At 41.2% G+C, this 23289-nt stretch carries 23 protein-coding genes; 3 read left to right on the top strand and 20 right to left on the bottom strand.

Annotated features, from left to right (window positions below; all coding sequences use genetic code 11):
* Positions 1-53: 53 nt before the first annotated feature.
* Together PCY08_RS04070 and PCY08_RS04065 are read right to left on the bottom strand one after the other, a co-directional pair.
* The gene (locus tag PCY08_RS04070; RefSeq protein ID WP_049502926.1) at positions 54-737 is read right to left on the bottom strand and encodes a Bax inhibitor-1/YccA family protein; all 684 of its coding nucleotides are present in this window, start codon (positions 735-737) and stop codon (positions 54-56) included.
* Between the two features lie 53 nt (positions 738-790).
* The gene (locus PCY08_RS04065; protein WP_301559500.1) at positions 791-1531 is read right to left on the bottom strand and encodes an RNA methyltransferase; all 741 of its coding nucleotides are present in this window, start codon (positions 1529-1531) and stop codon (positions 791-793) included.
* Positions 1532-1564: 33 nt separating this feature from the next.
* On the opposite strand from PCY08_RS04065, the gene PCY08_RS04060 reads away from it, so the two are divergent.
* Complete coding sequence (locus PCY08_RS04060) at positions 1565-1843, top strand: acylphosphatase (protein ID WP_001174501.1); 279 nt, start codon at positions 1565-1567, stop codon at positions 1841-1843.
* A gap of 77 nt (positions 1844-1920) precedes the next feature.
* Positions 1921-2847 carry a membrane protein insertase YidC gene (gene yidC / locus PCY08_RS04055; protein ID WP_045762702.1) on the top strand — a complete coding sequence of 309 codons (927 nt, stop codon included), beginning with the start codon at positions 1921-1923 and terminating at the stop codon, positions 2845-2847.
* An 83-nt stretch (positions 2848-2930) separates the two neighbouring features.
* Here yidC and pflA read toward each other — a convergent pair whose 3' ends face one another.
* The 13 genes from pflA to PCY08_RS03990 all read right to left on the bottom strand — a co-directional run bounded on the left by pflA (position 2931) and on the right by PCY08_RS03990 (position 15064).
* Positions 2931-3725 (bottom strand): pyruvate formate-lyase-activating protein, encoded by a 795-nt coding sequence (gene pflA, locus PCY08_RS04050; RefSeq protein ID WP_301559499.1) that lies wholly within the window; start codon positions 3723-3725, stop codon positions 2931-2933.
* 133 nt (positions 3726-3858) lie between these two features.
* Positions 3859-5112, bottom strand: coding sequence for a diaminopimelate decarboxylase (locus PCY08_RS04045; RefSeq protein ID WP_301559498.1), 1254 nt, complete (start codon positions 5110-5112; stop codon positions 3859-3861).
* Positions 5113-5184: 72 nt separating this feature from the next.
* Positions 5185-6009 (bottom strand): pur operon repressor, encoded by an 825-nt coding sequence (purR, locus tag PCY08_RS04040; protein ID WP_045762704.1) that lies wholly within the window; start codon positions 6007-6009, stop codon positions 5185-5187.
* Positions 6010-6111: 102 nt separating this feature from the next.
* Positions 6112-7053: a 3'-5' exoribonuclease YhaM family protein gene (locus PCY08_RS04035; RefSeq protein ID WP_301559497.1), complete on the bottom strand. Its 942-nt coding sequence runs from the start codon at positions 7051-7053 to the stop codon at positions 6112-6114.
* The gene (rmuC, locus tag PCY08_RS04030) at positions 7043-8299 is read right to left on the bottom strand and encodes a DNA recombination protein RmuC (RefSeq protein WP_301559496.1); all 1257 of its coding nucleotides are present in this window, start codon (positions 8297-8299) and stop codon (positions 7043-7045) included. Before rmuC ends, PCY08_RS04035 begins: the two co-directional genes overlap by 11 nt.
* A 1-nt stretch (position 8300) precedes the next feature.
* Positions 8301-8963 carry a thiamine diphosphokinase gene (locus tag PCY08_RS04025; RefSeq protein ID WP_301559495.1) on the bottom strand — a complete coding sequence of 221 codons (663 nt, stop codon included), beginning with the start codon at positions 8961-8963 and terminating at the stop codon, positions 8301-8303.
* A complete protein-coding gene (rpe, locus tag PCY08_RS04020; protein ID WP_301559494.1) occupies positions 8926-9582 on the bottom strand; it encodes a ribulose-phosphate 3-epimerase in 657 nt (218 codons plus the stop codon). The genes PCY08_RS04025 and rpe overlap by 38 nt, the downstream gene beginning before the upstream one ends.
* A 10-nt stretch (positions 9583-9592) precedes the next feature.
* Positions 9593-10471 carry a ribosome small subunit-dependent GTPase A gene (gene rsgA, locus PCY08_RS04015; protein WP_301559493.1) on the bottom strand — a complete coding sequence of 293 codons (879 nt, stop codon included), beginning with the start codon at positions 10469-10471 and terminating at the stop codon, positions 9593-9595.
* A gap of 1 nt (position 10472) precedes the next feature.
* Positions 10473-11345 carry a 16S rRNA (adenine(1518)-N(6)/adenine(1519)-N(6))-dimethyltransferase RsmA gene (gene rsmA, locus PCY08_RS04010; protein ID WP_301559492.1) on the bottom strand — a complete coding sequence of 291 codons (873 nt, stop codon included), beginning with the start codon at positions 11343-11345 and terminating at the stop codon, positions 10473-10475.
* 19 nt (positions 11346-11364) lie between these two features.
* Positions 11365-12078 (bottom strand): dimethyladenosine transferase, encoded by a 714-nt coding sequence (locus tag PCY08_RS04005; RefSeq protein ID WP_301559491.1) that lies wholly within the window; start codon positions 12076-12078, stop codon positions 11365-11367.
* Positions 12079-12167: 89 nt separating this feature from the next.
* Positions 12168-13595 carry an SseB family protein gene (locus PCY08_RS04000; RefSeq protein ID WP_045762711.1) on the bottom strand — a complete coding sequence of 476 codons (1428 nt, stop codon included), beginning with the start codon at positions 13593-13595 and terminating at the stop codon, positions 12168-12170.
* Positions 13596-13727: 132 nt separating this feature from the next.
* The gene (gene rnmV, locus PCY08_RS03995) at positions 13728-14291 is read right to left on the bottom strand and encodes a ribonuclease M5 (protein WP_045762712.1); all 564 of its coding nucleotides are present in this window, start codon (positions 14289-14291) and stop codon (positions 13728-13730) included.
* Complete coding sequence (locus tag PCY08_RS03990; RefSeq protein ID WP_301559490.1) at positions 14288-15064, bottom strand: TatD family hydrolase; 777 nt, start codon at positions 15062-15064, stop codon at positions 14288-14290. The genes rnmV and PCY08_RS03990 overlap by 4 nt, the downstream gene beginning before the upstream one ends.
* Before the next feature lie 154 nt (positions 15065-15218).
* Here PCY08_RS03990 and PCY08_RS03985 point away from each other — a divergent pair, with 154 nt between their 5' ends.
* Positions 15219-17063 (top strand): APC family permease, encoded by a 1845-nt coding sequence (locus PCY08_RS03985; RefSeq protein ID WP_045762714.1) that lies wholly within the window; start codon positions 15219-15221, stop codon positions 17061-17063.
* 182 nt (positions 17064-17245) lie between these two features.
* Here the strand turns inward: PCY08_RS03985 and rpmH are convergent, their stop codons facing one another.
* The 5 genes from rpmH to PCY08_RS03960 all read right to left on the bottom strand — a co-directional run bounded on the left by rpmH (position 17246) and on the right by PCY08_RS03960 (position 23223).
* A complete protein-coding gene (rpmH, locus tag PCY08_RS03980) occupies positions 17246-17380 on the bottom strand; it encodes a 50S ribosomal protein L34 (protein ID WP_000831905.1) in 135 nt (44 codons plus the stop codon).
* 144 nt (positions 17381-17524) lie between these two features.
* On the bottom strand, positions 17525-18739 hold the full coding sequence (locus PCY08_RS03975) for a pyridoxal phosphate-dependent aminotransferase (RefSeq protein WP_045762715.1): 1215 nt from the start codon (positions 18737-18739) through the stop codon (positions 17525-17527).
* 684 nt (positions 18740-19423) lie between these two features.
* Positions 19424-20884 (bottom strand): glutamate--tRNA ligase, encoded by a 1461-nt coding sequence (gltX, locus tag PCY08_RS03970; protein ID WP_301559489.1) that lies wholly within the window; start codon positions 20882-20884, stop codon positions 19424-19426.
* 130 nt (positions 20885-21014) lie between these two features.
* The gene (locus PCY08_RS03965) at positions 21015-22364 is read right to left on the bottom strand and encodes a glucose-6-phosphate isomerase (RefSeq protein ID WP_000018249.1); all 1350 of its coding nucleotides are present in this window, start codon (positions 22362-22364) and stop codon (positions 21015-21017) included.
* Between the two features lie 169 nt (positions 22365-22533).
* Positions 22534-23223 carry a gamma-glutamyl-gamma-aminobutyrate hydrolase family protein gene (locus PCY08_RS03960; protein ID WP_045614750.1) on the bottom strand — a complete coding sequence of 230 codons (690 nt, stop codon included), beginning with the start codon at positions 23221-23223 and terminating at the stop codon, positions 22534-22536.
* Positions 23224-23289 lie beyond the last annotated feature (66 nt).

Raw genomic sequence — 23289 nt, 5'->3', positions numbered from 1 at the left:
AGTAAAAATAAAAGTAAAAATTTAAAAAAGAGCTCATTTGAGCTCTAAAAGTATTAATCGTCACTTCCAAAGATACGCAAGAAGCTAAGGAAGAGGTTAATAAAGTCAAGATAGAGGCTAAGTGCCAATGAAATTGCCCAACCTGTAGCGACTTGACCATTTGATTCTTCATAAACATAGCGAATCTTTTGGTTATCCCAAGCAATCAAACCTGCAAAAACAAGAACCATGACAATACTGATAATGTAGTCGAAGAGGCCACTGTTTAAAAATACATTGACAATCATAGCCAAGATAAGACCCACCAGGGCTCCAATCAAAGCACGTCCGATACCACTCAAGTCCTTTTTAATCACAACTCCGATAATTGCCATGACAAAGAAGAGGGCAGCGCTAGAAATGAAAGCCGTTAGAACCGTTCCTGGTAGATAGAGTGATACGATGAAACTCAGTGAAAAACCGTTCACTACTGAATAGATGAGAAACATCGGAAGAGCTGCTGGGCTATTTTTATAAGCCATATTACTTGCTGCTATTACAAGAGCAACTTCAACTACTCCTGTTACGATTAACCATATGCGGGCGTTAAACATCAACTGAACAAGAAGGTCCTGGAAGGTCGTTAACATTAAGGCTGAAACAAGTGCAGATAAGGCGATCCCAATCCCTACAAAAGCATAAACTTTTGCATAAAATTGATTCAAGCCAGAACGTTCTTGAATAATTGTTTGATTCATATCTTTTTCTCCTTATGAAATCTTTTTACTGATTATAACAAAAATCAAATCATTTAACTCAAATAAAACATGAGTATGCCTGCAGCGATGGCAACATTGAGACTCTCTGCTTGCCCTTTCATGCTGATGTGGACTAATTGGTCTGCCTGGTCTGTCATGAATGGACTAATGCCTTGGCCTTCATTCCCCATGACCAAGGCAAAATCTTCTAGGCAAGCCAGCTCACGATAATCTTTAGAGTTTTGTGATAAGGTGGTTGCCAGAATTGGTAAACCGCTCTTTTTAGCTTGTTCCACAAACCCTTCGACAGACATGCGATAAATCGGCAAATGGAAATGACTGCCTTGCATGGAGCGAAGCGTTTTGAGGCTATAGATATCTGCTGACTTGCTGGAAACGATGACTCCAGAAAAACCTGCTGCATCTGCCGTCCGAATCATGGTCCCAACATTTCCAGGATCCTGCACATCTTCTAAAAAGAGATACTTTCCTTGGCTCAAATCTGGTAACTGCTCATCCTCCTTTTGAACAATGGCAACAATACCCTGAGGAGTTTGAGAATCTGCTAAATCGAGCAAGATTTCTTCTGTCACAAGGACAGTCTGAGGATAGTCTACTAATTTTTCACCATACTCTGCGAGGGCAAAAATTTTCTCAATCTTTGCACCTGCCTGAATAGCTTCTTCAAACAGATGCCATCCCTCAATCAGATATGAGGTTTTCCGATATTTTTTTTGATGCAATTTTTTGGCATTTTTCACCACAGAATTGGCTTTAGAGGTTATAATAGTCATAGAAATATTATAACACAATCAAGGAGGTTTGGTATGCAAAAGGTTAAAATGATCGCCCAAGGTCGCGTCCAAGGGGTGGGCTTCCGCTGGGGTGTCTATACCCTAGCTCTAGAACTAGGTGGCATTACGGGTCGTGTCTGGAATAACGATGACGGAACCGTTGAAATACTTGCCCAAGCAGAGTCTTCAGCCATTATGGCTAAATTTATCCAAGAGATCCGAAAAGGCCCTACCCCATTCTCTAAAGTAACCTATCTTGATGTTCAATTGAGTAACTTTCCATCTTATTCAGACTTCAAAGTCGCAAATTAGGTCTCTAGAACTATTGTATATTTTCCAAAAAAACAGTAGAATAGAAAGGTATAATTTTTAAAGAAGGAATAAAAACAGTGAAATCAATTAAACGAATCGCTCTCTCAGTCATGGGAGTGGCTATGCTATTAGTCTTGACAGGTTGTGTCCAGGTTGATAAATCAACAGGACTCCCAACTGGACCTGTTTGGGATTTCTTGGGTGCTCCGATGGGAGAAGCTATCAAATACTTCGCCAATGACCAAGGTCTCGGTTTCGGTGTTGGGATCATCATCGTAACCATTATCGTTCGCTTGATTATCCTCCCACTTGGTATCTACCAATCATGGAAGGCAACCCTTCACTCTGAGAAGATGAACGCTCTCAAGCACGTCCTTGAACCACATCAGACTCGTCTGAAAGAAGCAACGACTCAAGAAGAAAAATTAGAAGCTCAACAAGCTCTCTTTGCTGCTCAAAAAGAGCACGGCATCAGCATGTTTGGCGGCGTGGGATGTTTCCCTATCCTCATTCAAATGCCTTTCTTCTCTGCTATCTACTTTGCTGCCCAACATACTGAAGGAGTTGCCCAAGCAAGCTACCTAGGAATTCCTCTAGGCTCACCTAGTATGATTTTGGTTGCCTTTGCTGGTATCCTTTACTATCTTCAATCACTCCTTTCTTTACATGGAGTTGAGGATGAAACTCAAAGAGAACAAATCAAGAAGATGCTCTATATGAGCCCTCTCATGATTGTCGTGTTCTCTGTCTTCTCACCAGCCAGCGTTACACTTTACTGGGTTGTCGGTGGTTTCATGATGATTCTTCAACAATTTATCATCAACTACATCGTTCGTCCAAAACTTCGTAAAAAAGTACGCGAAGAATTTGCTAAGAACCCACCAAAAGCAAGCAAAACTTCAAGCACTCGTAAAGATGTAACCCCTGAACCAGCAACAGCTATCACAACTTCTAACAAGAAGAAAAACAAAAAACGCAATGCTGGAAAACAACATTCTAGATAAAAAATAAAAGGCTTAGCTTAAATGCTGAGCCTTTTCTATAGTCAAAAAGAGGCCGAGAAAAAATCCCGACCTCTTCTTTCATTTTATCCATGTACACGTTTCATGTAATCTTGATATCTTTCTGTATCCATCAATTCCTTAGCATTCTTAACGCGATCTGCTGTTGGAGGTTTAACTCCTTCAAGGGAATATGGAATCCCAAGCTCACGCCATTTGAACTCACCCATAGTGTGATAAGGCAAGATTTCAAACTTATCAACATTTTTGAGAGTTTTTACAAACTTACCAAGTTCAATCAAATCTTCATCTCTGTCTGTCAATCCTGGCACTAGCACGTGACGAATCCAAACAGGTTTACCGATTTCTGACAAGTACTGAGCACAAGCCAAGATGTTTTTATTAGTTTGACTGGTTACAATCTTGTGTTGTGCTTCGTTGATTTCCTTGATATCAAGGAGAACCAAGTCTGTCACGGCCATTAACTTGTTGAACTTTTCTAGATAGCGTGGTTTGTTACGGAATGGAAGGGCACAAGTATCCAAGGTACAGTGGATACCCTTTTCTTTTGCCTTGGTAAAGAGGGCAATCAAGAAATCAATCTGCAAGAGGGCTTCTCCTCCGCTGACTGTGATACCTCCCTTGTCTCCCCAGAAACCACGATAACGAAGCGCTTCTTCTAGAACATCATCTACTGTTCGTACACGAGATTTATTGGTTTCCATAGCCCAAGTATCAGGGTTATGGCAGTATTGGCAACGCATCTGACAGCCTTGCAAAAAGACAATAAAACGAATTCCAGGGCCATCTACCGCCCCAAAACTCTCTGTCGAATGCACCATTCCTGTCACTTGTCCATAGTCAATTATTTCCTCAGACATATCGTTACCTTCCTTGAAAACGTTTTATAGTCTTTATTATACCATGACTGAAAAGAAAAACCACAGATTTTGCCTATTTTTTAGAAAACAATCTGTTTTTCACTTTCAACTTTCATGATTTTCAAAATATTTATTAATCCTTGTCAAAATCAAAGCCATAGAGAGTCGCAAAATAATCCTCTGGTCGCTCTGCTCGGCGGATCAAGCGTGCTCCACCGTCCTCTGTATAGAGAATTTCTGCCGAACGAAGCTTGGCATTGTACTGGTAGCCCATAGAGAAGCCATGCGCACCTGTATCATGAATGACTAACAAATCACCAATTTCTGTTTGAGGTAGTTCACGATTAACTGCAAACTTATCGTTGTTTTCACAAAGAGAGCCAACAACATCAACTACTTCAGTCTGACCATCAGGATGCATCATATTTGTAATATGGTGATAAGCGCCATACATAGCCGGTCTCATAAGATTGACAGCTGACGCATCTACTCCTAGATAAGTACGATAGGTTTTCTTTTTATGAGTAACTTTTGTAACTAGAATGCCATGGGGTGCCAACATAAAGCGACCTAGTTCTGTAAAGATTTTAACCTGACCAAGACCTGCTGGTGTGAGGACTTCTTCATAAACCTGACGAACTCCCTCTCCAATCAAAGCAATATCATTAGGCTCCTGGTCTGGGCGATAGTTAACCCCGATACCTCCAGAAAGATTGATAAAGTCCAGTGAAATACCTAACTTTTCCTTGATTTCTACTGCCAATTCAAAAAGCTGACGTGCTAATTCTGGATAGTAGAGATGGGTCACTGTATTTGACGCTAGGAAGGAATGAATCCCAAAGGTTTTAGCTCCCTTTTCTTTCAAGATTGCAAAGGCTTCAAAAAGCTGTTCCTTAGTCATCCCGAACTTAGCTTCACCAGGATTATCCATAATGTCCGTACCTAGTTCAAATACGCCACCAGGATTGTACCGGCAAGAGATAATCTCAGGGATGCCTGCTGCACGTTCCAAATGCTCGATATCTTCAAAGGCATCTAAATTAATCGTCGCACCTAATTCACGGGCATAGGCATATTCTCTATCTGGAGTATTATTAGATGAGAACATCATATCGGAACCTGCAAATCCTAGTTTATGACTCATTAAGAGTTCGACATAACTAGAACAATCCACTCCACACCCTTCTTCTTGTAAGATTTTCAAAATAGCTGGGGTTGGGGTCGCTTTAACTGCGAAGTATTCTTTAAAGCCCTTATTCCAAGAAAAGGCCTTGTTTACTGCGCGTGCTTTCTCGCGGATACCTTTTTCATCGTAAAGATGGAATGGGGTTGGAAACTCCTCAACAATCTTTTCTAAGGCATCACGTTTAATAAATGGTGTTTTCATAGGACTCCTTCATATTCATTATCAAAGAAAGGCTGGGACGAAAGTTCCAACCTTTGTATTTCAAGTCAATTCTTATTTTTCTGTATCGAAGATATTTCCAACTTCAACAGCAATTTGTTGGTTCTTCACATCAATATTTGTGACTCTCAAGAGTGACTTGTAGTCGAACTGTTGTTCACGGTCTTCCTGCGCATTATCAGCAAAGACAGCTACACCAGCCAACTCTGAATCAAACTCAGACAAGAGGCTAATCATCCCGTTAATGGTTCCTCCACCCTTCAAGAAGTCATCGACGATCAAGACACGACTTCCTGCTTTGAGGCTACGTTTTGAAAGGAACATCTTTTCGATACGATCACTAGAACCTGAAACATAGTTGACACTAACAGTTGAACCCTCAGTGATTTTCAAGTCGCGACGGACAATGACAAATGGAACATTGAGAACATTTGCCACTGCATTTGCAAGCGGAACCCCTTTGGTCGCTACCGTCATAACGGCATCAATCTTCTGATCCATAAAGCTCTTAGCAATAATGCGACCGATGTTTTTCAAAATAGCTGGAGTGCTCAATAGGTCAGATAAATAAATGTAGCCACCTGGAAGAATACGGTCACTCTCTGAAAGTTTATCACGAAGCTCTTCGATAATCGCTTTAGACTCAAGGGTAGAGATCGATGGTGTAAAAATAACACCACCACCAGCACCTGTCACCGTTTGAATATGACCGATTTCAATTTCTTCGAAAGCACGCTTAATGATGACGATATCTTCAGAAATAGACGATTTGGCAGATTCATACTTTTCCGCAAAAGTGTTGAGACTGGTTAATTTGTATGGATTGTTAATCAAGTAATTGGAAATGACAACCATCCGATCACTTCTTCTTAATTTCATTATATTTTTACCATTCTTTTTTATTTAGTCTTTTTCTCATTATATCACACTAAAGCAAAAAAACGAACTTTATTGCCTAAATAAAGTTCATTTTTTTAGTTTCTAGTCTAATTTTGGCTTGTAGAAGGAACGATTGTCCATAGCAAAGACTTTATTGGTCATTTCTCCCTCATCAACAAGGGCCAGAGCTGTTGTCATCATCATCATGCTGGCATCCAAATTATCAATCATATGAATAATTTCTGCTTCCATCACTCGAGGACGAACTGGACTACCATACTCAAGGAGACCATGGTGACTGAGAATGACATGGCGAAGAAGTACAACCTCTTCTCTAGTATCATCAATGCCAAGCTCCATTACCGCTTTGGTAATTTCACTATCAATCAAAGCAATATGACCAATAAGGTTTCCTCTTACTGTGTACTCTGTCTGGTCGGGACCTGTCAACTCAATAACCTTGGCCAGGTCGTGCAGCATAATCCCCGCGTAGAGCAAGCTCTTATTGAGCTGAGGATAAATATCTGCTATCGCCTCTGCCAAACGAACCATAGTAGCAGTATGGTAAGCAAGACCTGTCTCAAAAGCATGATGGTTGGTCTTAGCAGCTGGATAGGAGTAGAATTCCTTGTCATATTTGGTGTAGAGTTTCCGAACAATTCGCTGCCAAATTGGATTTTCAATTTTAAAAATCATCTGCGCCATATATTCACGAATCTCTTTGGCATCTACTGGAGATTTAACCTTAAAGTCCGCTGGGTCGTTGGGTTCGCCAGGCTGAGGTAAGCGAAGGGTGATCTGATTAACCTGAGGGGTGTTATTATAAACTTCTCGGCGTCCCTGCATGTGGACTACTTTCCCTGCTGTAAAGGTTTCAACATTGTGGGGTTGAGCATCCCAGAGCTTCCCTTCAATTTCTCCACTATCATCTTGGAAGGTGAAGGCTAGGTAGTTTTTCCCAGCACGTGTCTGTCTCAGGTCAGCTGACTTGATCAGGTAAAAGCCTTCAAAAAGCTCATCTTTCTTCATGTGACTAATCTTCATATTCTTCCTCATCTTCTTGGAATTGGAGCAAATCAAGCGCAGGCTCACCTTCTGATAACTCAATGTGACGAAGCGTTCGCTCGATAGCTGTAGTACGACGGTTTAATAAATCATCAATATTGCCAGAGGCATGTTGGAGATGTTTTTGTGCCTTGACCAGAATCCCACCAAACTTGCCAAATTCGGTTTTGACACTAGCTAGGGTTTTACTAATATGGTCGGCACTTTTTTGAATGTTTAGAGTCTTGAAACCAACTGATAAGGAGTTAAGAAGAGCCGACAAGGTACTTGGACCTGCAACGATAATTTGCTCCTCCCGTCTCAAATCATCAAAGAAAATCGGATTTCGAACAATTTCCGAATAGAGTCCTTCTGTCGGAACAAACAAGACTCCAAAATTGGTTGTCCAAGGTGGCGCCAGGTACTTACTCTTAATATCCTTAGCAAAACGCTTGACGCTTGCTAGGAGAGACTTACGACAGCGCTCAATCTCGTCCTTGTCACCTGCTTCATAGGCTTCTTCCAGACGGTAATAATCTGCCAGTGGAAACTTAGAATCAATCGGTAGATAGACATATGCCTGGTCACCTTGTCCAGGTAACTTGATGGCGTATTCCACACGTTCACTAGAGTTTTCAACTGTTGCAAATTCTCGTTCATACTGGGCAGGTGTCATGATATCTTCAATAATCTGTCCCAGTTGTAATTCTCCTAGAATTCCTCGCGTTTTAGTTCCAGAAAGAACTTTATTTAGCGCACCAACATCACGCGCCACCGTCTGCATTTCACCCAGGCCTCGATTGACAGATTCCAGTTGCTTGGAAACTGTCTCAAAAGAGGCCTGCAAGCGTGTCTGCAAGGTTTTTTCTAGCTTTTCCTCAACCGTTTGGCGCATCTGTTCCAAGCGTTGCTCATTTGATTCCTGCAAGGCCTGAAGGCGTTGGTCAGTCTTATCTCTGGTTTGGAGAAGGTTTTCATTCATCTCTTGTCGAACCTGAGTCAAACCTTGGTGCAATTCAATCCGCACCTCCTGCAAACGGTCACTAACTGCCACTTCAAGATTTTTTTGGTCAAGCTGACTAGCTTGTCTGGCTTGTTCAAAACGATAATCCAGCTGATCTGAAAGATTATCTGCCTGGTCTTCTAAACTCTTGGTCAGATATTTTTCCTGCTTGTCCTGCCTTTGCCAAATAAGAAAGAGGCCGGCTAGATTAGCAACTAATAAAACAACAAGTAAACTTTCCATCCTACCTCCTGTCCTTACTATGCAGCACAACCACATAGCCATCTGGGCAAGTCACTGACACTTCCCTATCTATATATTCGTTAGAAGCGTAAACTTTCTTAAAGAAAAAATTCTCCTCTGTCAGTTCATACTTGGCACCGAGTATTGTCAAACGACTATCCCTCACAGGCATAAAGGCCAAATAATCATAGTCCGAACGTGGTTCAAGTCGACTGATTCCTTCTGGGCAATAGCTAATCAAATTTTGCCCATCCTCAATCTCTATTTGACGCATATAGGGCGCCAATTTAAGGTTGCTGGGTAGAAAGACATTAGCTAACATATGGTCAATGCGACCACCCAGAGCACCGAAAATAGTGACCTGAGCTTGAGGACTTTTTTCAAAAATAGTGAGAAGGGCTAATTCCAAATCGGTATCGTCTTTTTCTGGTTGGGCTTGAACAAACTGCTGGGCATGTTTTTGAATCAACTGACGTTCTTCTACAGTCACAGAATCAAAATCCCCAACTGCAAGAGCAAGAGGAAGTTTTTCCTCCAAGACCCAAAGCGAGCCTCGATCCACACCGACGAAGCAATCAAAATCTGTTCGATAGTGACCACGGTCTCCACCAGCAAAAACTGCAACTTTAGTCCAGTTGTTTTCTGAGAGCTTGCACTCGTTCATTGACATCTCCCTTAAAGACATAGGATCCTGCTACAAAAACTGTTGCACCAGCTTCTTTGGCTTGAGCTATGGTCTGATCATCAATCCCACCATCCACTTCAATTTCAAAATTCAATCCTTTTTCCTCACGAAGGGCAGCCAATTCACGTACCTTATCCATGGTTTCTGGCAGAAAGGCTTGCCCACCAAATCCAGGGTTAACTGTCATGACTAATACTTGGTCAACTAAGTGTAGCACATGCTTAATCGCCTCAACAGGTGTACCAGGATTAATAACGACTGAAGGTTTGACACCAAGAGAACGAATCTTTTGAAGAGCACCATGAATATGAGGTGTTGCTTCCACATGGATGCTGATGATGTCTGCACCTGCACGCGCAAAGTCTTCTAAATGATGTTCGGGATTTGATACCATCAAGTGGCAATCAAAGACCATCTTGCTGTGGGGGCGAAGACTTTCAACCACACCTGCACCAAAGCTAATCTGAGGTACAAAGTGACCATCCATAATATCGATGTGGGCATATTCAGCCCCAGTTGCTTCTAGTCGTTTAATTTCACGTTCAAAGTTGGCATAATCCGCTGCCAGAATTGACGGAGCAATCTTGTATTGAGACATAGGCTTCTCCTTATTTTGGAATTTTTTTGCTGACTTTTTTATAGGTTTCTCTACGATTTTCAATCTCACTAAGGAATTGCAGGTAGTTGTCAAAACGGAAGGTAGCAATGATGCCCTCTTCTACTGCTGGTTTCACTGCGCAAGATGGCTCATGGGTATGGGTACAAGTACGGAACTTGCAGTCTCGACTGACACTAGCAATTTCTGGAAAGGCTTGATTAAGGTCTTCTGCTGTTGTTACCTCGTAATCCAGCGATGAAAAACCTGGTGTGTCTGCGATTTTCCCACCATTGAGATTGTAAAAACTAACTGCTCGAGTGGTGTGACGACCACGACCCAGACTGTCTGAGATTTCTCCCGTTTCTAGATTGAGATCAGGTGCGATTTTATTGAGCAAAGTTGACTTTCCAACACCCGTCTGCCCCATAAAGACCGTAACCTTATCTGTCAACAAGGGTAAAAGTTCTTCTTTACTCGTCACAAAATCGTAACCAATAGCACGATAGGTTTTCTCGTAAAAATCCAGTTCTCCCCCATCTTCCAGTAAGTCCATTTTGGAAATATAGACGATAGGATGAATGCCCTTATGCTCCAAAAGGACCAAGAAGCGATCCAGCAAGTTGCTATTAAAGTCAGGTTCTTTAACAGACATAATGACAACGGCCTGGTCAATATTGACAATGGGTGGGCGAACCAGACTATTTTTTCGTTCATGAATCTTGAGAATATAACCTTCGGAATTTTCCTCCGCAGAAAAATCTACCCAATCTCCAACGTAGGGCGTGTGACCTTTTTTACGGAAATTCCCACGCGCGCGTGTTTGATAAACCTGACCATCACTTTCCACATAGTAGAAGCCGGCCAAAGCTTTAATAATTTGTCCCTGCATCTTAGAGTCCTTGTCCTTTAAGCGCATCTGCTAGACTGGCAAATTCTTCTAAGCCAAGAGCTTCACCGCGTACACTTGGGGATAGTCCAGCCTGGTCCAAAGCCTTAGTCAGTTTGTCCTTGACTTCCTCAGTCTTGCCAAAGAAACCTGTCAGATTATTCCACAAGGTCTTGCGACGATGAGTAAAACTGGCCTTGGAAACCTTAAAGAAGAATTTCTCGTCTTCCACTGCTACAGCCGGTTCTGGACGACGGACCATTTTCAGGATAGCTGAGTCTACATTTGGTGCTGGCACAAAGACCGTACGAGGTACAATAAAGGCAACCTTAGCTGTCATGTAATACTGAACGGCAATCGACAAGCTACCGTAAGCCTTGGTATTTGGCTTAGCAGAGATACGATCCGCCACTTCTCTTTGCATCATGACCACAAACTCACTAAAAGGAATGCCACTTTCAATCAAGTGCATGAGAATAGGTGTCGTGATATAGTAGGGTAAGTTGGCCACTACCTTGATTGGTAAATCAGGATTTTTGAAATTCTGGATATGCTGCGCCAAATCAACCTTGAGAATATCTTCGTTAACTACGGTTACATTATCAAAATCACGCAAGGTATCAGCTAAAATTGGTACCAAGCGATGGTCAATCTCAAAGGCCATAACTTCAGCTGCACGCTCAGCCAAAAATTCCGTCAAGGCACCAATACCCGGCCCAATCTCAATGACATTGACCTGGTCATCAATCTCAGCCGTATCCACAATTTTTTGAAGGATATTGGTATCGGTCAAGAAATTTTGTCCGAAGGACTTTTTAAAAGTAAAGCCGTGACGCTCCAGCACTGCCTTGGTCACGCTATAATCTGCAATTCTCATTTATTCTCTTTTCTATTTATTAGCTAAAAATAATATATAAAACCCACATAATTCCTAGTGCCAACAAAATCCAAAACACTAAAAGAACACGAGGTTTGTTCCCTTTTGAATCAGATCCAGTCATATCAAGCACTTTCTTATCTTCTTGGGGGTTCGTTTTCTTGAGTTCATCCTGATAGGCAACCGAATCTAGAATATTGTCTTCTGGCAATAATTCTGAAGCATAATAGTCAGGAAAACCCATAGCAAGACCAATTAAGTTCTCTTCTGTCAAAGAAAAATCTAAATCTTTGGGTTGATTTTCCCGAATAGCCCGTATATTTTTTAACAGTTTATCAGAAACAACAGACACTTGGTCCATAAAAACAACATCTAAGACATCAAATCCGAGCACATCACCATCTTTTACGTTTGCAAGAATATAACGGACAAAGTCATCATATAGTTGCACGGATTGCGGGGCATTCTCTTCTAAAAAAGATCGGTTTTTGAGGGCATTCTGCTGGAATTTTTCAATAGAAAGCAAGATATCTACATTCTGCTCTTGGTAAAATCTTTCTGCTTGCTCTTCATCTTCTTCCAGTTTTTCTGCTGTTTCCCAGAGAGCAATAGGAGCTTTTAAATCTTCTTCATCCCAAAACAATTGCCAAAAATAGGGTATTGTGTAAATTCCCTCTGTTAGAATACGGGCTTCATCTTCGTTTTTTAAGTAAATATAAGTTCTATTTGCCATATCATTTCCTTTCACAATCTTTGAAAAAGGTTAGTGGTTCAAGTAGGATGTAGATAAAACTATATAGTTTCCCAATGTAAAGAAACTCTCTAATCTTTAGCTCTGCCTTCTAGTTCCTCACTGAGCTCTTGCATCTCTTTAAAAGCTGTTAGACTAACATAGGCACCCGCTTCATAGTATTCCGTTGGATTAATGGCATAGTCAAAAACTTCAATCATGCCTCCCGCTTCTTCAATCATGCCATTCCATTTTTCGTCAAAGACCATTCGCAGACGTTTCCAATCGGTAAATACCGGCACAGAATTTCTGCCATCTTTTCCTTCTTTGACTGGAATGTTGAAACTAGAATCTTTTTCTAAAACGAAGGAATTTCCTTCCTGACTATCGCCCTTAAATTCCGAAGCCGCATCTAGAGGAATTAGGAATTTAGCTTTCGGCATAGCTTCTGAAAAGAACTTATAATAGAGCTTATAAATTACTTCTTCATCTTCTGTCGTCGGGCTATCCAATTGTCCCATCAACAACATCCATCTTACTAGGTCAGGATTCATTACAGGAACTTGTATTTCTGGTAAATCAGAAAAATCTGGTTTTTGAACCAAGGCAGGAGCGCTGATGCTGACTTCCTTAGAATTAAAGATTGCTCCCAAGGCACCATTTAAGTAAAAGGCTGTCCCAAGGAAATTCTCAATCCCTTTTTTATCTTCCGTATTTTCAATCAGTTTTACCACTGAGTTTGGTCGACCATCAATGGTTTCCTGAAATTGGCGATACCAAGATGGGGTCAAAAGCATAATCATGGGATCAGTACACAGATAACCTTCCTCACCTCTGTCATAGGTCGTTGAGAAAAGGTAAGGTTCGCCTGTTTTTTCCGAATAAACTGCATAAACTGAATCTACTGCTAACAACTTGTCTTTGACGATTTCCGCTAGACGTTCCAACTTGCGAGTGTTGGCTTGATAGCTTTCTTCGCTTTCAGTTTCCTGATTTTGACGGCATTTCCATAAAAAGAGACGTAAAATCTCTACACTGTCATCAAGGCTAGCTGCCAAATAGTCTTCATTAGTCAATTGACCCTCTTGAATGGCTACAAAAGCACGATACAGAGCATCTGAATAGCTTGATAATTTTTGCTCTTCCTCAACACCTGAACTAAAGAGCACACTTCCTTTTTTCAATTTATCCAAAGAAGGAAGCCTATCAACCACTAGATGCGCGAGAACTTCATCAGTAAGACTATCTGCATCTTTGTTTTGACTGCTAAGCTTTTTAACCTCTACAGTACCAAGAGTATCCATTCCTTGGTCAGGATTGCAAAACTGCAACTGATCCCCAACCTTGATACTACCTTCTAGACTTCCAACAATCAATAATTGATTCGTTTCCTTCATCGGGAACAAATCTAGAACACCAATACATGCATTGTTTTTAGATTCTTCTCTTTCTTTCTGTGCTTCACTTATTTCAGTTGCCTCTGCAGTTTCTGTCTTTTTTAAAAAATCAAAGATTCCCATAACTTTTCCTCACTAACTCCATACAAGGCTAATCCTGTGGAGCACTTTTCTAATGCTTGCTATCAAGCCTGATTAAACCGTATATGATTACTTCTATTGTATCATATTCCCCCTACATTTTGGGACGGTTTCTCAATTCTCATACGACTTCATGGCATCTTCAACTTCAGCTAAACTGATGCCGAATAATTCCAAACGCTTGAGAAGTTGCTTCCCATTGGAATAACCAATACGAAGGCTTTCTCCTAGATATTCTCTGCGTTTTCGGCTATCTGCGCCTGCTAGAAAACCAAGACGAATCAAGTCACTACGGCTAATGTCAAAGTCGCTTTCTGCTTCAAATTGCTCTGTGACTTGTTCCAGCGCTGTTTTCAAGTCTTCATAACTGGCATGTTCGATTCCTAGGGAACGTCCTTTGGTCTTGGACTTTGGCACTGCCTCATCACGTTTGAGAAAAGCGTGTTGAACTGTTGGAACAGCCGTCATAATCATCCGGCGAATGCGTTCCCCATTAAAGTCAGGATCTGTAAAGACAATCACCCCATGACGTTGATGTAGACGTTGGATTCGTTCAAGATCTTGCTCATTGATAGCAGAGCCACGAGTCTCATAGGTCTCCACATCAAAATAACGTTTGAGATTGGCCGTATCATCACGCCCTTCGACTACGACGACTTGGGAAATTTTCTTTTTCATAATTTACTTTCCAGTCCAAAAATTCGTTCCGCATTTGCACTTGTCGCAGCAGCTAATTCTTCTGTCGATACGCCACGCAAATCTGCAATAAAGTCCACTACATAGCGCGTGTAAGCTGTCTTGTTTTCACGACCACGCTTGGGAACGGGTGCCAAGTAAGGCGCATCTGTCTCCACCAAAATCTTATCCAAAGGTAACTCTTTGGCAGCCTCCTGAATGTCTGTCGCTTTTTTAAAGGTAACCACTCCAGAAAAGGAAATGGTCATACCTAACTCCACAAACTTTTCAGCCCATTCCAGAGAACCTGAGAAGGAGTGCATGATGCCGCCACGGGGACCGACTCCCTCACTTTTGATAATCTCATAGGTATCTTCTAGCGCATCACGGGTATGGACCACAAAAGGCAAGTCCAGTTCCTTAGATAGCTGAATCTGACGACGGAAAACTTGCTCCTGCACTTCTTTAGGGGCTGTCATCCAGTGATAGTCCAAACCAATCTCACCCAGGGCAACAACTTTAGGATGTTTTAGTTTTTCCAGCAAGTAATTCTCAACTTCCCTTGTATAGGTCCCTGCTTCTGTCGGATGCCAACCAATCGTCGCATAAAGTTGGTCATATTCTTCCACCAATTCCAAGGCTCGCTCAATGGTCGGTTTATCAAATCCAACAATATTCATCCGAGTTACACCCATTTCAGCTGCTAAGGCTATTTCTTCTGCTTCTCTTCCTGAAAATTCTTCCACATTCAAGTGGGTATGTGTATCAAAAATCATGTATATTCCCTCGTTTTTTCTACCTTCTATTATACCAAAAAACTAGTCTCATTCTTATAGGAAAAAATATTTTGAAATCATTCATTTTTTCTTGACGACTTATTTTCATAGCAGTATAATAACTCTTGTTGAAATTTTCAGAAAAGGAAAGAAAATGTTTACGAAATTAAAATATACCTTTATTGGTCGTCCCCTTAAGTCCTTAACTGAAGGCGAGGGAGGACTACTTGGAAAAACACAGGCACTTGCAATGCTTTCAAGTGATGCCCTATCTTCTATCGCTTATGGACCTGAACAGGTCGTTCTTGTCTTGGCTAGCCTATCTCCACTTGCTATTTGGTGGAGTCTCCCTATCGGCATTTTTGTCCTCTTGCTACTTGCTAGCCTGACCATTTCCTACCGACAAATCATTCATGCCTACCCTCAAGGTGGGGGTGCCTATATGGTAACACGAGAAAATCTTTCTCCTGAGCTCGGTTTGATTGCCGGTGGAAGCTTGCTTGTTGACTACATGCTAACAGTTGCCGTATCCGTCGCTGCAGGTGCTGATGCGATCACAGCAGCACTTCCTGCTCTCCATCCCTACAACCTCCACATCTCCATTTTTCTGGTCTGTTTACTCATGCTTTTGAATCTGCGAGGCTTGAGGGAATCTGCTAGTTCTCTGATGATCCCTGTCTATCTCTTTATCTTTAGTACGGTCTTCCTCTTATTGTTTGGTATTTTCCAACTATTGACAGGTTCTCTCAGCTATCATGCAACTTCCTCTATTGGTCAAACTGTCCCAAGTCTCTCAATCGTCCTGATTTTAAGAGCCTTTACCAGCGGTTCAGCTTCATTAACCGGGGTTGAAGCCATCTCAAATGCCGTTCCATTTTTCAAGACTCCTAAAGAGAAGAACGCTGCTCAGACACTGACCATCATGTCTCTGATTCTTGGATTTCTATTTGCAGGAATTACCTTCCTAAACTACTGGATGGGGATTACACCTCAACACGGAGAAACAATCCTCTCACAAATGGCTAAAGGAATTTTAGGGGATTCAGCTCTCGGCCAAGTTGTTTATTATCTCTTCCAATTCTCAACTGCTCTAATCCTAGCCGTTGCTGCAAATACTGGTTTTTCTGCCTTTCCGATGTTGGCTTACAATATGGCTAAGAACAAATACATGCCCCATCTCTTTATGGAAAAAGGAGACCGCCTTGGTTATTCAAACGGTATTTTGACCTTAGCCTTTGGCGCTATGATTCTTCTGCTCATTTTCAACGGAAATACAGAACGCTTGATTCCTCTCTATACTATCGGAGTTTTCGTACCTTTTGCACTTTCTCAAACAGGGATGATTCGCCACTGGAAAAAAGAAAAAGGCTCTCAATTCTTGAAGTCAGCTTTTGCAAATATCCTCGGAGCCATCATTTGTTACGCTATCGTTCTTATCTTACTCTTCTTCAGACTTGGAGATATCTGGCCATTCTTCCCTATTATCCTGGTCTTAACCTTCCTCTTTTTGTCTATCCACAGTCATTACCAAAAAGTGGCCAAACAGCTTCGACTTTATGAAGGGATTCAAAAACAAAGCTACGATGGCAATGTCGTCCTTGTCTTAGTAGGAAATGTTACTCGAGTCAGTGTTGGAGCGATTAATTACGCTCAAAGCATAGGAGATGAAGTTTTGGCCATGCACATTTCCACCAAGGAAACCGAAGAAAAAGACCAAGAAATCCTCCAAGAATTTGCTGACTACTTCCCAAATATCACTCTAAAAAACATTAATACCAGCTATCGCGATATCATCACACCTACAGTTCGATATGTTCGAAAAATCTCTCAAGAAGCCAAGAAAAAGAACTACACAGTTACAGTTCTAGTACCCCAATTTATCCCTAACAAACCTTGGCAAAATATCCTCCACAATCAAATGAGCCTTAAATTAAAATACGCTCTCAGATGGCACGAAGATGTCGTCGTTGCTAGCTATTCATATCATTTGAAAGAATAAAGAAAAGCTCAAAATCAGAAATTCACCTTCTGATTTTGAGCTTTTTTCTATATGCTGTCTTTCCAATACATCTGCTGAAGTTTTTATTCTAAAAAAGGTATTTTAGAAAATTCACTTTTTTAGGCAACAGAAAAGCCAGTAGACTCGAGTTCCTACTGACTTCTTTGTTGAATTCGTTTGGATTATGCAGCCAAAACTTTGCGTCCTTTACGACGACGAGCTGCCAATACGCGACGACCGTTTTTAGTTGACATACGGTTACGGAATCCGTGTTTGCGCGCACGACGTAGTTTACTTGGTTGATAAGTACGTTTCACGATGAATACCTCCTCATAGATTTTGTATTCGTTTAGCCGGCTATAAAGTGATCAGTTACTAAACATACTTTACTATTCTATCTGATTCTTTCGCATTTGTCAATAGCTCTGGCAAATGTTTCCAGCTTTTTTGCTATGAAAGCCTTATCTACGATACTGCTTCAAGAAACGAGTCATCTTTTCTTGGATTTGGGCTAACTCATCTACGCGTGGCAGATAAACGATACGGAAGTGATCTGGTTCTTTCCAGTTAAAGCCTCGTCCATGAACCAAAAGTACTTTTTCTTGCTTCAAGAAATCAAGAACAAACTGTTCATCATCATCGATACGATACATATTGCGGTCAATTTTAGGGAAGATATACAGTCCTGCTTTTGGCTTAACCGCGGACAAACCTGGGATATCTTGAATGGCATTATAAATGAAGTTTCTTTGCTCGTAGATACGACCACCTGGTAAGAGTAATTCGTCCACCGATTGGTGACCACCGAGTGAAGTTTGAACAACCTGTTGAGCCAAGACGTTGGAACAAAGGCGCATGTTTGAAAGCATGTTGAGACCTTCAATATATCCCTTTACATGATGTTTAGGTCCAGACAAGACCATCCAACCCACACGAAAACCAGCGATACGGTGAGATTTAGACAGACCATTCATGCTGACACAGAAAAGGTCTGGAGCCAAACTTGCTACTGGTGTGTGGACATTGCCGTCCATAACCATACGGTCGTAAATTTCATCCGCAAAGATAATCAAGTCATTTTGACGAGCAATCTCAATGATATCTAGTAAGAGTTCTTTAGGATAGAGGGCTCCCGTTGGATTATTTGGATTGATTAAAACGATAGCCTTAGTATTTGAACTAATCTTAGACTTAATGTCATCTAGGTCTGGATACCATTCAGCTTCTTCATCGCAGACGTAGTGAACGGCATTTCCTCCAGCCAAGCTAACTGCAGCTGTCCAGAGAGGATAGTCAGGCATAGGAACCAAGACTTCATCGCCATTGTCCAAGAGACCTTGCATGGACATGACAATCAACTCACTCACACCATTTCCAAGGTAGATATCATCGATGCCTACATTAGGGAATTTTTTCAATTGGCAATATTGCATAATTGCTTTACGGGCTGAAAAGATACCTTTTGAGTCCGAATAACCTTCACTATCACGCGCATTCATAATCAAATCATGGATGACCTCATCTGGTGCTGTAAAGCCAAACTCAGCTGGGTTTCCTGTATTCAAGCGAAGGATTTTTTCTCCATTTGCTCGCATACGCATGGCTTCCTCAAGAACTGGTCCACGGATGTCATAAGCCACATGCTCTAATTTGATTGATTTGTTAAATTCTTTCATTTGAGTTCCTCAATTCATCAGGATAGTTAATATTATACCACTTGATAGAAAAATCGTAAATCGCCCAGTACTATTCCACAAAAAAACCTTGCTTAACGCAAGGTAAACAGAGCAAGGTCGATTTCTTTCTATTTTTGGGAGAAGAAAGAGAAAAATATGCACCTCTAGTAAGATATACATCTAAATCTAAAGTCTCGCATATAAACTTCGAATCGAAAACGAAGGCATCGTTATGGGTGATAGTTGCATGAACTCATGAATTTCTTCCTGTGTCCAGCAAAGCGCAAAGAAAAAATAAGTCGACTCAACAAACAACATAGACGATGTCTGGGCTAATTCGAGTCTGTTTGTAAAGAATTTTACCATATCACTGACTTCTTTCCCTGCCCTGTCACTTAGTATTATACACTAAAACTTTTGCATTTTCAAATAAGTACATATAAAAAGATCTCTTTTTAAAGCGTCACTTAAAAATTTATACTCAATGAAAATCAAAGAGCAAACTAGGAAGCTAGCCGCAGGCTGTACTTGAGTACGGCAAGGTGAAGCTGACGTGGTTTGAAGAGATTTTCGAAGAGTATTAATTGAATATGATTCTGCTTTGGCAATAAAAAAGAGAGAACCATGTGATTCTCTCAGATTTTACTACTACAAATATCTAGAACGAAATTTAATTTCGCCAGATTATTTCGTAATTTCAGCCAACATTTTTTCAATATGTTGAATTGATTTTTCACGTCCAAGCAAGTAAATAGTATCTGGCAATTCAGGACCATGCATTTCACCTGAAACAGCGATACGGATTGGCATGAAGAGGTTTTTCCCTTTGATACCTGTTTCTTTTTGGACTGCTTTGATTTGTGGGAAGATATTTTCTACCACAAACTCGTCATCTGACATAGCTTCAAGTTTGGCTTTGAAGGCTTCAAGTACAGTTGGCACCGTTTCACCAGCCATGACTTCGCGTTCAGCTTCTGTCAATTCTGGGAAGTCTGAGAAGAAAAGGTCTGTCAATGGAACGATTTCGTCAACTGACTTCATTTGTGGTTTGTAGAGTTCCACCAATTTTTTAGCCTTGTCTGTCAAACGTCCTGCTTCTTCAAGGAATGGTTTTGCCATTTCAAAAATAGTCTCAAGATCCGCATTCTTGATATACTCATTGCTCATCCAGTCCATTTTCTTTTGGTCGAAGGCTGCTGGAGACTTGCTAAGACGGTTTTCATCAAAGAGCTTGATGAGTTCTTCACGAGAGAAGATTTCGTCTTCCCCGCCAGGGTTCCAGCCAAGAAGAGCGATAAAGTTAAAGACTGCTTCTGGAAGGTAGCCCTTCTTACGGTAATCTTCGATGAACTGAAGGGTGTTGGTGTCACGTTTAGACAACTTCTTACCAGTTTCAGAGTTGATAATCAAAGTCATGTGACCGAACTCTGGAGCTTCCCAACCAAGCGCTTCATAAACCATAAGCTGTTTTGGCGTATTAGCAATATGGTCATCTCCACGGATAACGTGAGAGATTTGCATATCATGGTCATCAATGACAACGGCAAAGTTGTATGTTGGGTAACCATCTTTCTTTTGGATAACCCAGTCCCCACCGATATTACCACCTTCAAACTCGATATCACCTTTGACCATATCATGCCACTTGTAGATACCAGACTCATTCACTGCCAAACGAACCGTCGGGATAATACCTGCAGCTTCACGTTCTGCAACGTAAGCTGCTTTTTCTTCCTCGCTCATGCCAAGGTATTCGTTAATGTAGCGAGGCGTTTCACCTGCTGCTTCTTGGCGTTCACGTTCTGCCGCTAATTCTTCTTCTGTAACGTAAGATTTGTAGGCTTTTCCTTCAGCTAAGAGTTGGTCGATATATTTTTGATAGAGTTCCAAACGCTCAGACTGGCGGTAGTTTTCATGAGTTTCTGGGCTTTCATCCCAATCCATGCCTAACCAACGAAGGTTTTCAAGCTGTGATCGTTCTCCATCTTCGACGTGGCGCTTACGATCAGTATCTTCGATACGGATAATAAAAGTTCCACCATGGTGGCGTGCATACAAGTAGTTAAACAATGCTGTACGGGCATTTCCGATGTGTAATAGTCCTGTTGGACTTGGTGCATAACGCACACGAATATCTTTTGACATAGTTTCTCCTGTAAAGTCTCTAGGCATCTGCCTTTTTGCTCTCTATATTATATCACAAGTCTTGCCAGAGTCCAATTTCTCTTTTCAAGAAAAAGCAAAAAGAGTGGTAAAACCACTCTTTTCAGCTCTATTATAGACGAGCGTTGAGTTCTTTGCTCAATTCTTCAAATCCTGGTTTTCCAAGAAGGGCAAACATATTGCGTTTGTATGCTTCAACACCTGGTTGGTCAAATGGGTTAATCGCATTCAAGTAACCTGAAAGGGCAATGGCCAATTCGAAGAAGTAGATTGTGTAGCCAAGAGTGAAGGCATCTTGCTCAGGAAGAGTCACATACATGTTTGGTACGTCACCGTCAGTGTGGGCAAGAAGAACACCGTCAGTCGCTTTTTTGTTAACGAAGTCAACGTCTTTTCCTTGAAGGTATCCAAGTCCGTCAAGGTCTTCTTCCAAAGTAGGGATGATCACGTTCTTACGAGGTTTGTCAACACGGACAACTGTTTCAAACATGATACGAGTTCCTTCTTGGATAAATTGACCCAATGAGTGCAAGTCTGTTGAGAAGTTAGCTGAAGTTGGGTAAATACCTTTTTGGTCTTTCCCTTCTGACTCACCAGCCAATTGTTTCCACCATTCTGAGAAGTATTGAAGTGATGGCTCGTAGTTTACCAAGATTTCAGTAGCATATCCTTTACGGTAAAGGATGTTACGAACTGCAGCGTATTGGTAAGCTTCGTTTTCTGAAAGTTTGTCTGATGTGTAATCTTTACGAGCAGCATTAGCACCTTCCATAAGGGCTTTGATATCTGCACCTGATGCAGCGATTGGAAGCAATCCAACTGCGGTCAATACTGAGAAGCGTCCACCGATATCATCTGGAACTACAAAAGTTTCCCAACCGTTAGCATCTGCTTCAACCTTAACTGCACCTTTTTGGCGGTCAGTTGTTGCATAGATACGTTTGTTAGCTTCTTCTTGACCGTATTTCTTAACCAAAAGTTCTTTGAAGACACGGAAAGCGATGGCTGGTTCAGTTGTTGTACCTGATTTAGAAATCACGTTTACTGAGAAGTCTTTATCTGAAACATACTCTACCAAGTCAGCAAGGTAAGTTGATGAGATTGAGTTCCCAGCATAAAGGATTTGTGGTGCTTTGCGTTCTTCTTTGGTTTGCAAGTTTGCAAAATGGTGGTTCAAGAAGTCAATGGCTGCTTTCGCTCCAAGGTATGATCCACCGATACCGATAACAACCAAAACATCGCTGTCTGATTTGATTTGTTCAGCAGCTTTCAAGATGCGGTCAAATTCTTCGCGGTCGTAGTTTTCAGGAAGGTCCAACCAACCCAAGAAGTCGCTACCAGCACCAGTTCCTTTACGGATCAATTCGTCTGCTGCTGTAACTTGTGCTTGCATGTACTCCACTTCATGTGGTGCAACAAATTTGTCTAATACTTTTGAATAATCAAATTTAATATGTGACATAGTATTCCTCCAAAATTTCTTCTTTTCTATCATAACGCTTACTAACAATTTTTTCAAGTTTTTATACTAAAAATTTCCAATTTTTATCACCATTCAAACGTTTGCGTAAAAATACAACTCTATAAAGATTCGTAAACAATGAATAAAAAAACGACTAAATTTCTAGTCGTTACAATTCATTCAATAAATACTCAAATAACTCTAAGTTGCCATCTTCTTCATTGACCAAGAATTCTGGATGCCACTGGAGACCAATAATACGGTGTTCGTCGATAGATTCGATTGCTTCAACAGTTTGGTCACGTGGATCTACTGCTGTTACGCGGAAATTTGGAGCTAAGTCTTTAATGCTCTGACGGTGCACTGAATTAACTTGACTTTCTTTACCAAACAATTTTGACACAACACTTCCATCCACTGTCTCAATAGAATGTGAAGTCCCAAAAGGTAGGCCTTGCCAATGACCTTCAATCTCCTGATTGAGCGTACCACCAAAGGCAACGTTAACTAGCTGGACACCACGGCAAATGGCTAAAATTGGCTTATTCTGACGTAGGGCCTCTTGTAAAAGTGCCAACTCAAACTCATCTCGAGCTAGATTATAGTCATCGCTATCAATCGTTTTTTCCTCACCATAAAACTGAGGATGGACATTTTGTCCTCCAGTCAAGATAAGCTTATCAATCATTTCTACGTAGTCGTGGACAACTGACTCATCACCAACTGGAATCACCAAAGGAAGTCCGCCAACCTGACGAATACTCTCAGCGAATTTACAAGAGACTGATGAATGAATATTTTTTCCTTCTGCGTCCACAGGACATAGATTTGCTGCAACTCCAACAACCGTTCTTGCCATTACTGATTTCCTTTCGTTTTCTATTGATGATCTTATCTTACCATCCTTCCCCACACCTGTCTAATA

It is taken from the genome of Streptococcus sp. SO4 (assembly GCF_030440055.1).
Lineage (GTDB): Bacteria > Bacillota > Bacilli > Lactobacillales > Streptococcaceae > Streptococcus > Streptococcus nidrosiense.
Note: the sequence above shows the minus strand (reverse complement) of the source record. Positions and strands in the feature narration are given on the sequence as shown.

What these genes read in the sequence shown, in the direction of transcription:
- PCY08_RS04070 (WP_049502926.1), bottom strand. Translation starts at nt 737, where the DNA reads ATGAATCAAACAATTATTCAAGAACGTTCTGGCTTGAATCAATTTTAT.
- PCY08_RS04065 (WP_301559500.1), bottom strand. Translation starts at nt 1,531, where the DNA reads ATGACTATTATAACCTCTAAAGCCAATTCTGTGGTGAAAAATGCCAAA.
- PCY08_RS04060 (WP_001174501.1), top strand. Translation starts at nt 1,565, where the DNA reads ATGCAAAAGGTTAAAATGATCGCCCAAGGTCGCGTCCAAGGGGTGGGC.
- pflA (WP_301559499.1), bottom strand. Translation starts at nt 3,725, where the DNA reads ATGTCTGAGGAAATAATTGACTATGGACAAGTGACAGGAATGGTGCAT.
- PCY08_RS04045 (WP_301559498.1), bottom strand. Translation starts at nt 5,112, where the DNA reads ATGAAAACACCATTTATTAAACGTGATGCCTTAGAAAAGATTGTTGAG.
- purR (WP_045762704.1), bottom strand. Translation starts at nt 6,009, where the DNA reads ATGAAATTAAGAAGAAGTGATCGGATGGTTGTCATTTCCAATTACTTG.
- PCY08_RS04035 (WP_301559497.1), bottom strand. Translation starts at nt 7,053, where the DNA reads ATGAAGATTAGTCACATGAAGAAAGATGAGCTTTTTGAAGGCTTTTAC.
- rmuC (WP_301559496.1), bottom strand. Translation starts at nt 8,299, where the DNA reads ATGGAAAGTTTACTTGTTGTTTTATTAGTTGCTAATCTAGCCGGCCTC.
- PCY08_RS04025 (WP_301559495.1), bottom strand. Translation starts at nt 8,963, where the DNA reads ATGAACGAGTGCAAGCTCTCAGAAAACAACTGGACTAAAGTTGCAGTT.
- rpe (WP_301559494.1), bottom strand. Translation starts at nt 9,582, where the DNA reads ATGTCTCAATACAAGATTGCTCCGTCAATTCTGGCAGCGGATTATGCC.
- rsgA (WP_301559493.1), bottom strand. Translation starts at nt 10,471, where the DNA reads ATGCAGGGACAAATTATTAAAGCTTTGGCCGGCTTCTACTATGTGGAA.
- rsmA (WP_301559492.1), bottom strand. Translation starts at nt 11,345, where the DNA reads ATGAGAATTGCAGATTATAGCGTGACCAAGGCAGTGCTGGAGCGTCAC.
- PCY08_RS04005 (WP_301559491.1), bottom strand. Translation starts at nt 12,078, where the DNA reads ATGGCAAATAGAACTTATATTTACTTAAAAAACGAAGATGAAGCCCGT.
- PCY08_RS04000 (WP_045762711.1), bottom strand. Translation starts at nt 13,595, where the DNA reads ATGGGAATCTTTGATTTTTTAAAAAAGACAGAAACTGCAGAGGCAACT.
- rnmV (WP_045762712.1), bottom strand. Translation starts at nt 14,291, where the DNA reads ATGAAAAAGAAAATTTCCCAAGTCGTCGTAGTCGAAGGGCGTGATGAT.
- PCY08_RS03990 (WP_301559490.1), bottom strand. Translation starts at nt 15,064, where the DNA reads ATGATTTTTGATACACATACCCACTTGAATGTGGAAGAATTTTCAGGA.
- PCY08_RS03985 (WP_045762714.1), top strand. Translation starts at nt 15,219, where the DNA reads ATGTTTACGAAATTAAAATATACCTTTATTGGTCGTCCCCTTAAGTCC.
- PCY08_RS03975 (WP_045762715.1), bottom strand. Translation starts at nt 18,739, where the DNA reads ATGAAAGAATTTAACAAATCAATCAAATTAGAGCATGTGGCTTATGAC.
- gltX (WP_301559489.1), bottom strand. Translation starts at nt 20,884, where the DNA reads ATGTCAAAAGATATTCGTGTGCGTTATGCACCAAGTCCAACAGGACTA.
- PCY08_RS03965 (WP_000018249.1), bottom strand. Translation starts at nt 22,364, where the DNA reads ATGTCACATATTAAATTTGATTATTCAAAAGTATTAGACAAATTTGTT.
- PCY08_RS03960 (WP_045614750.1), bottom strand. Translation starts at nt 23,223, where the DNA reads ATGGCAAGAACGGTTGTTGGAGTTGCAGCAAATCTATGTCCTGTGGAC.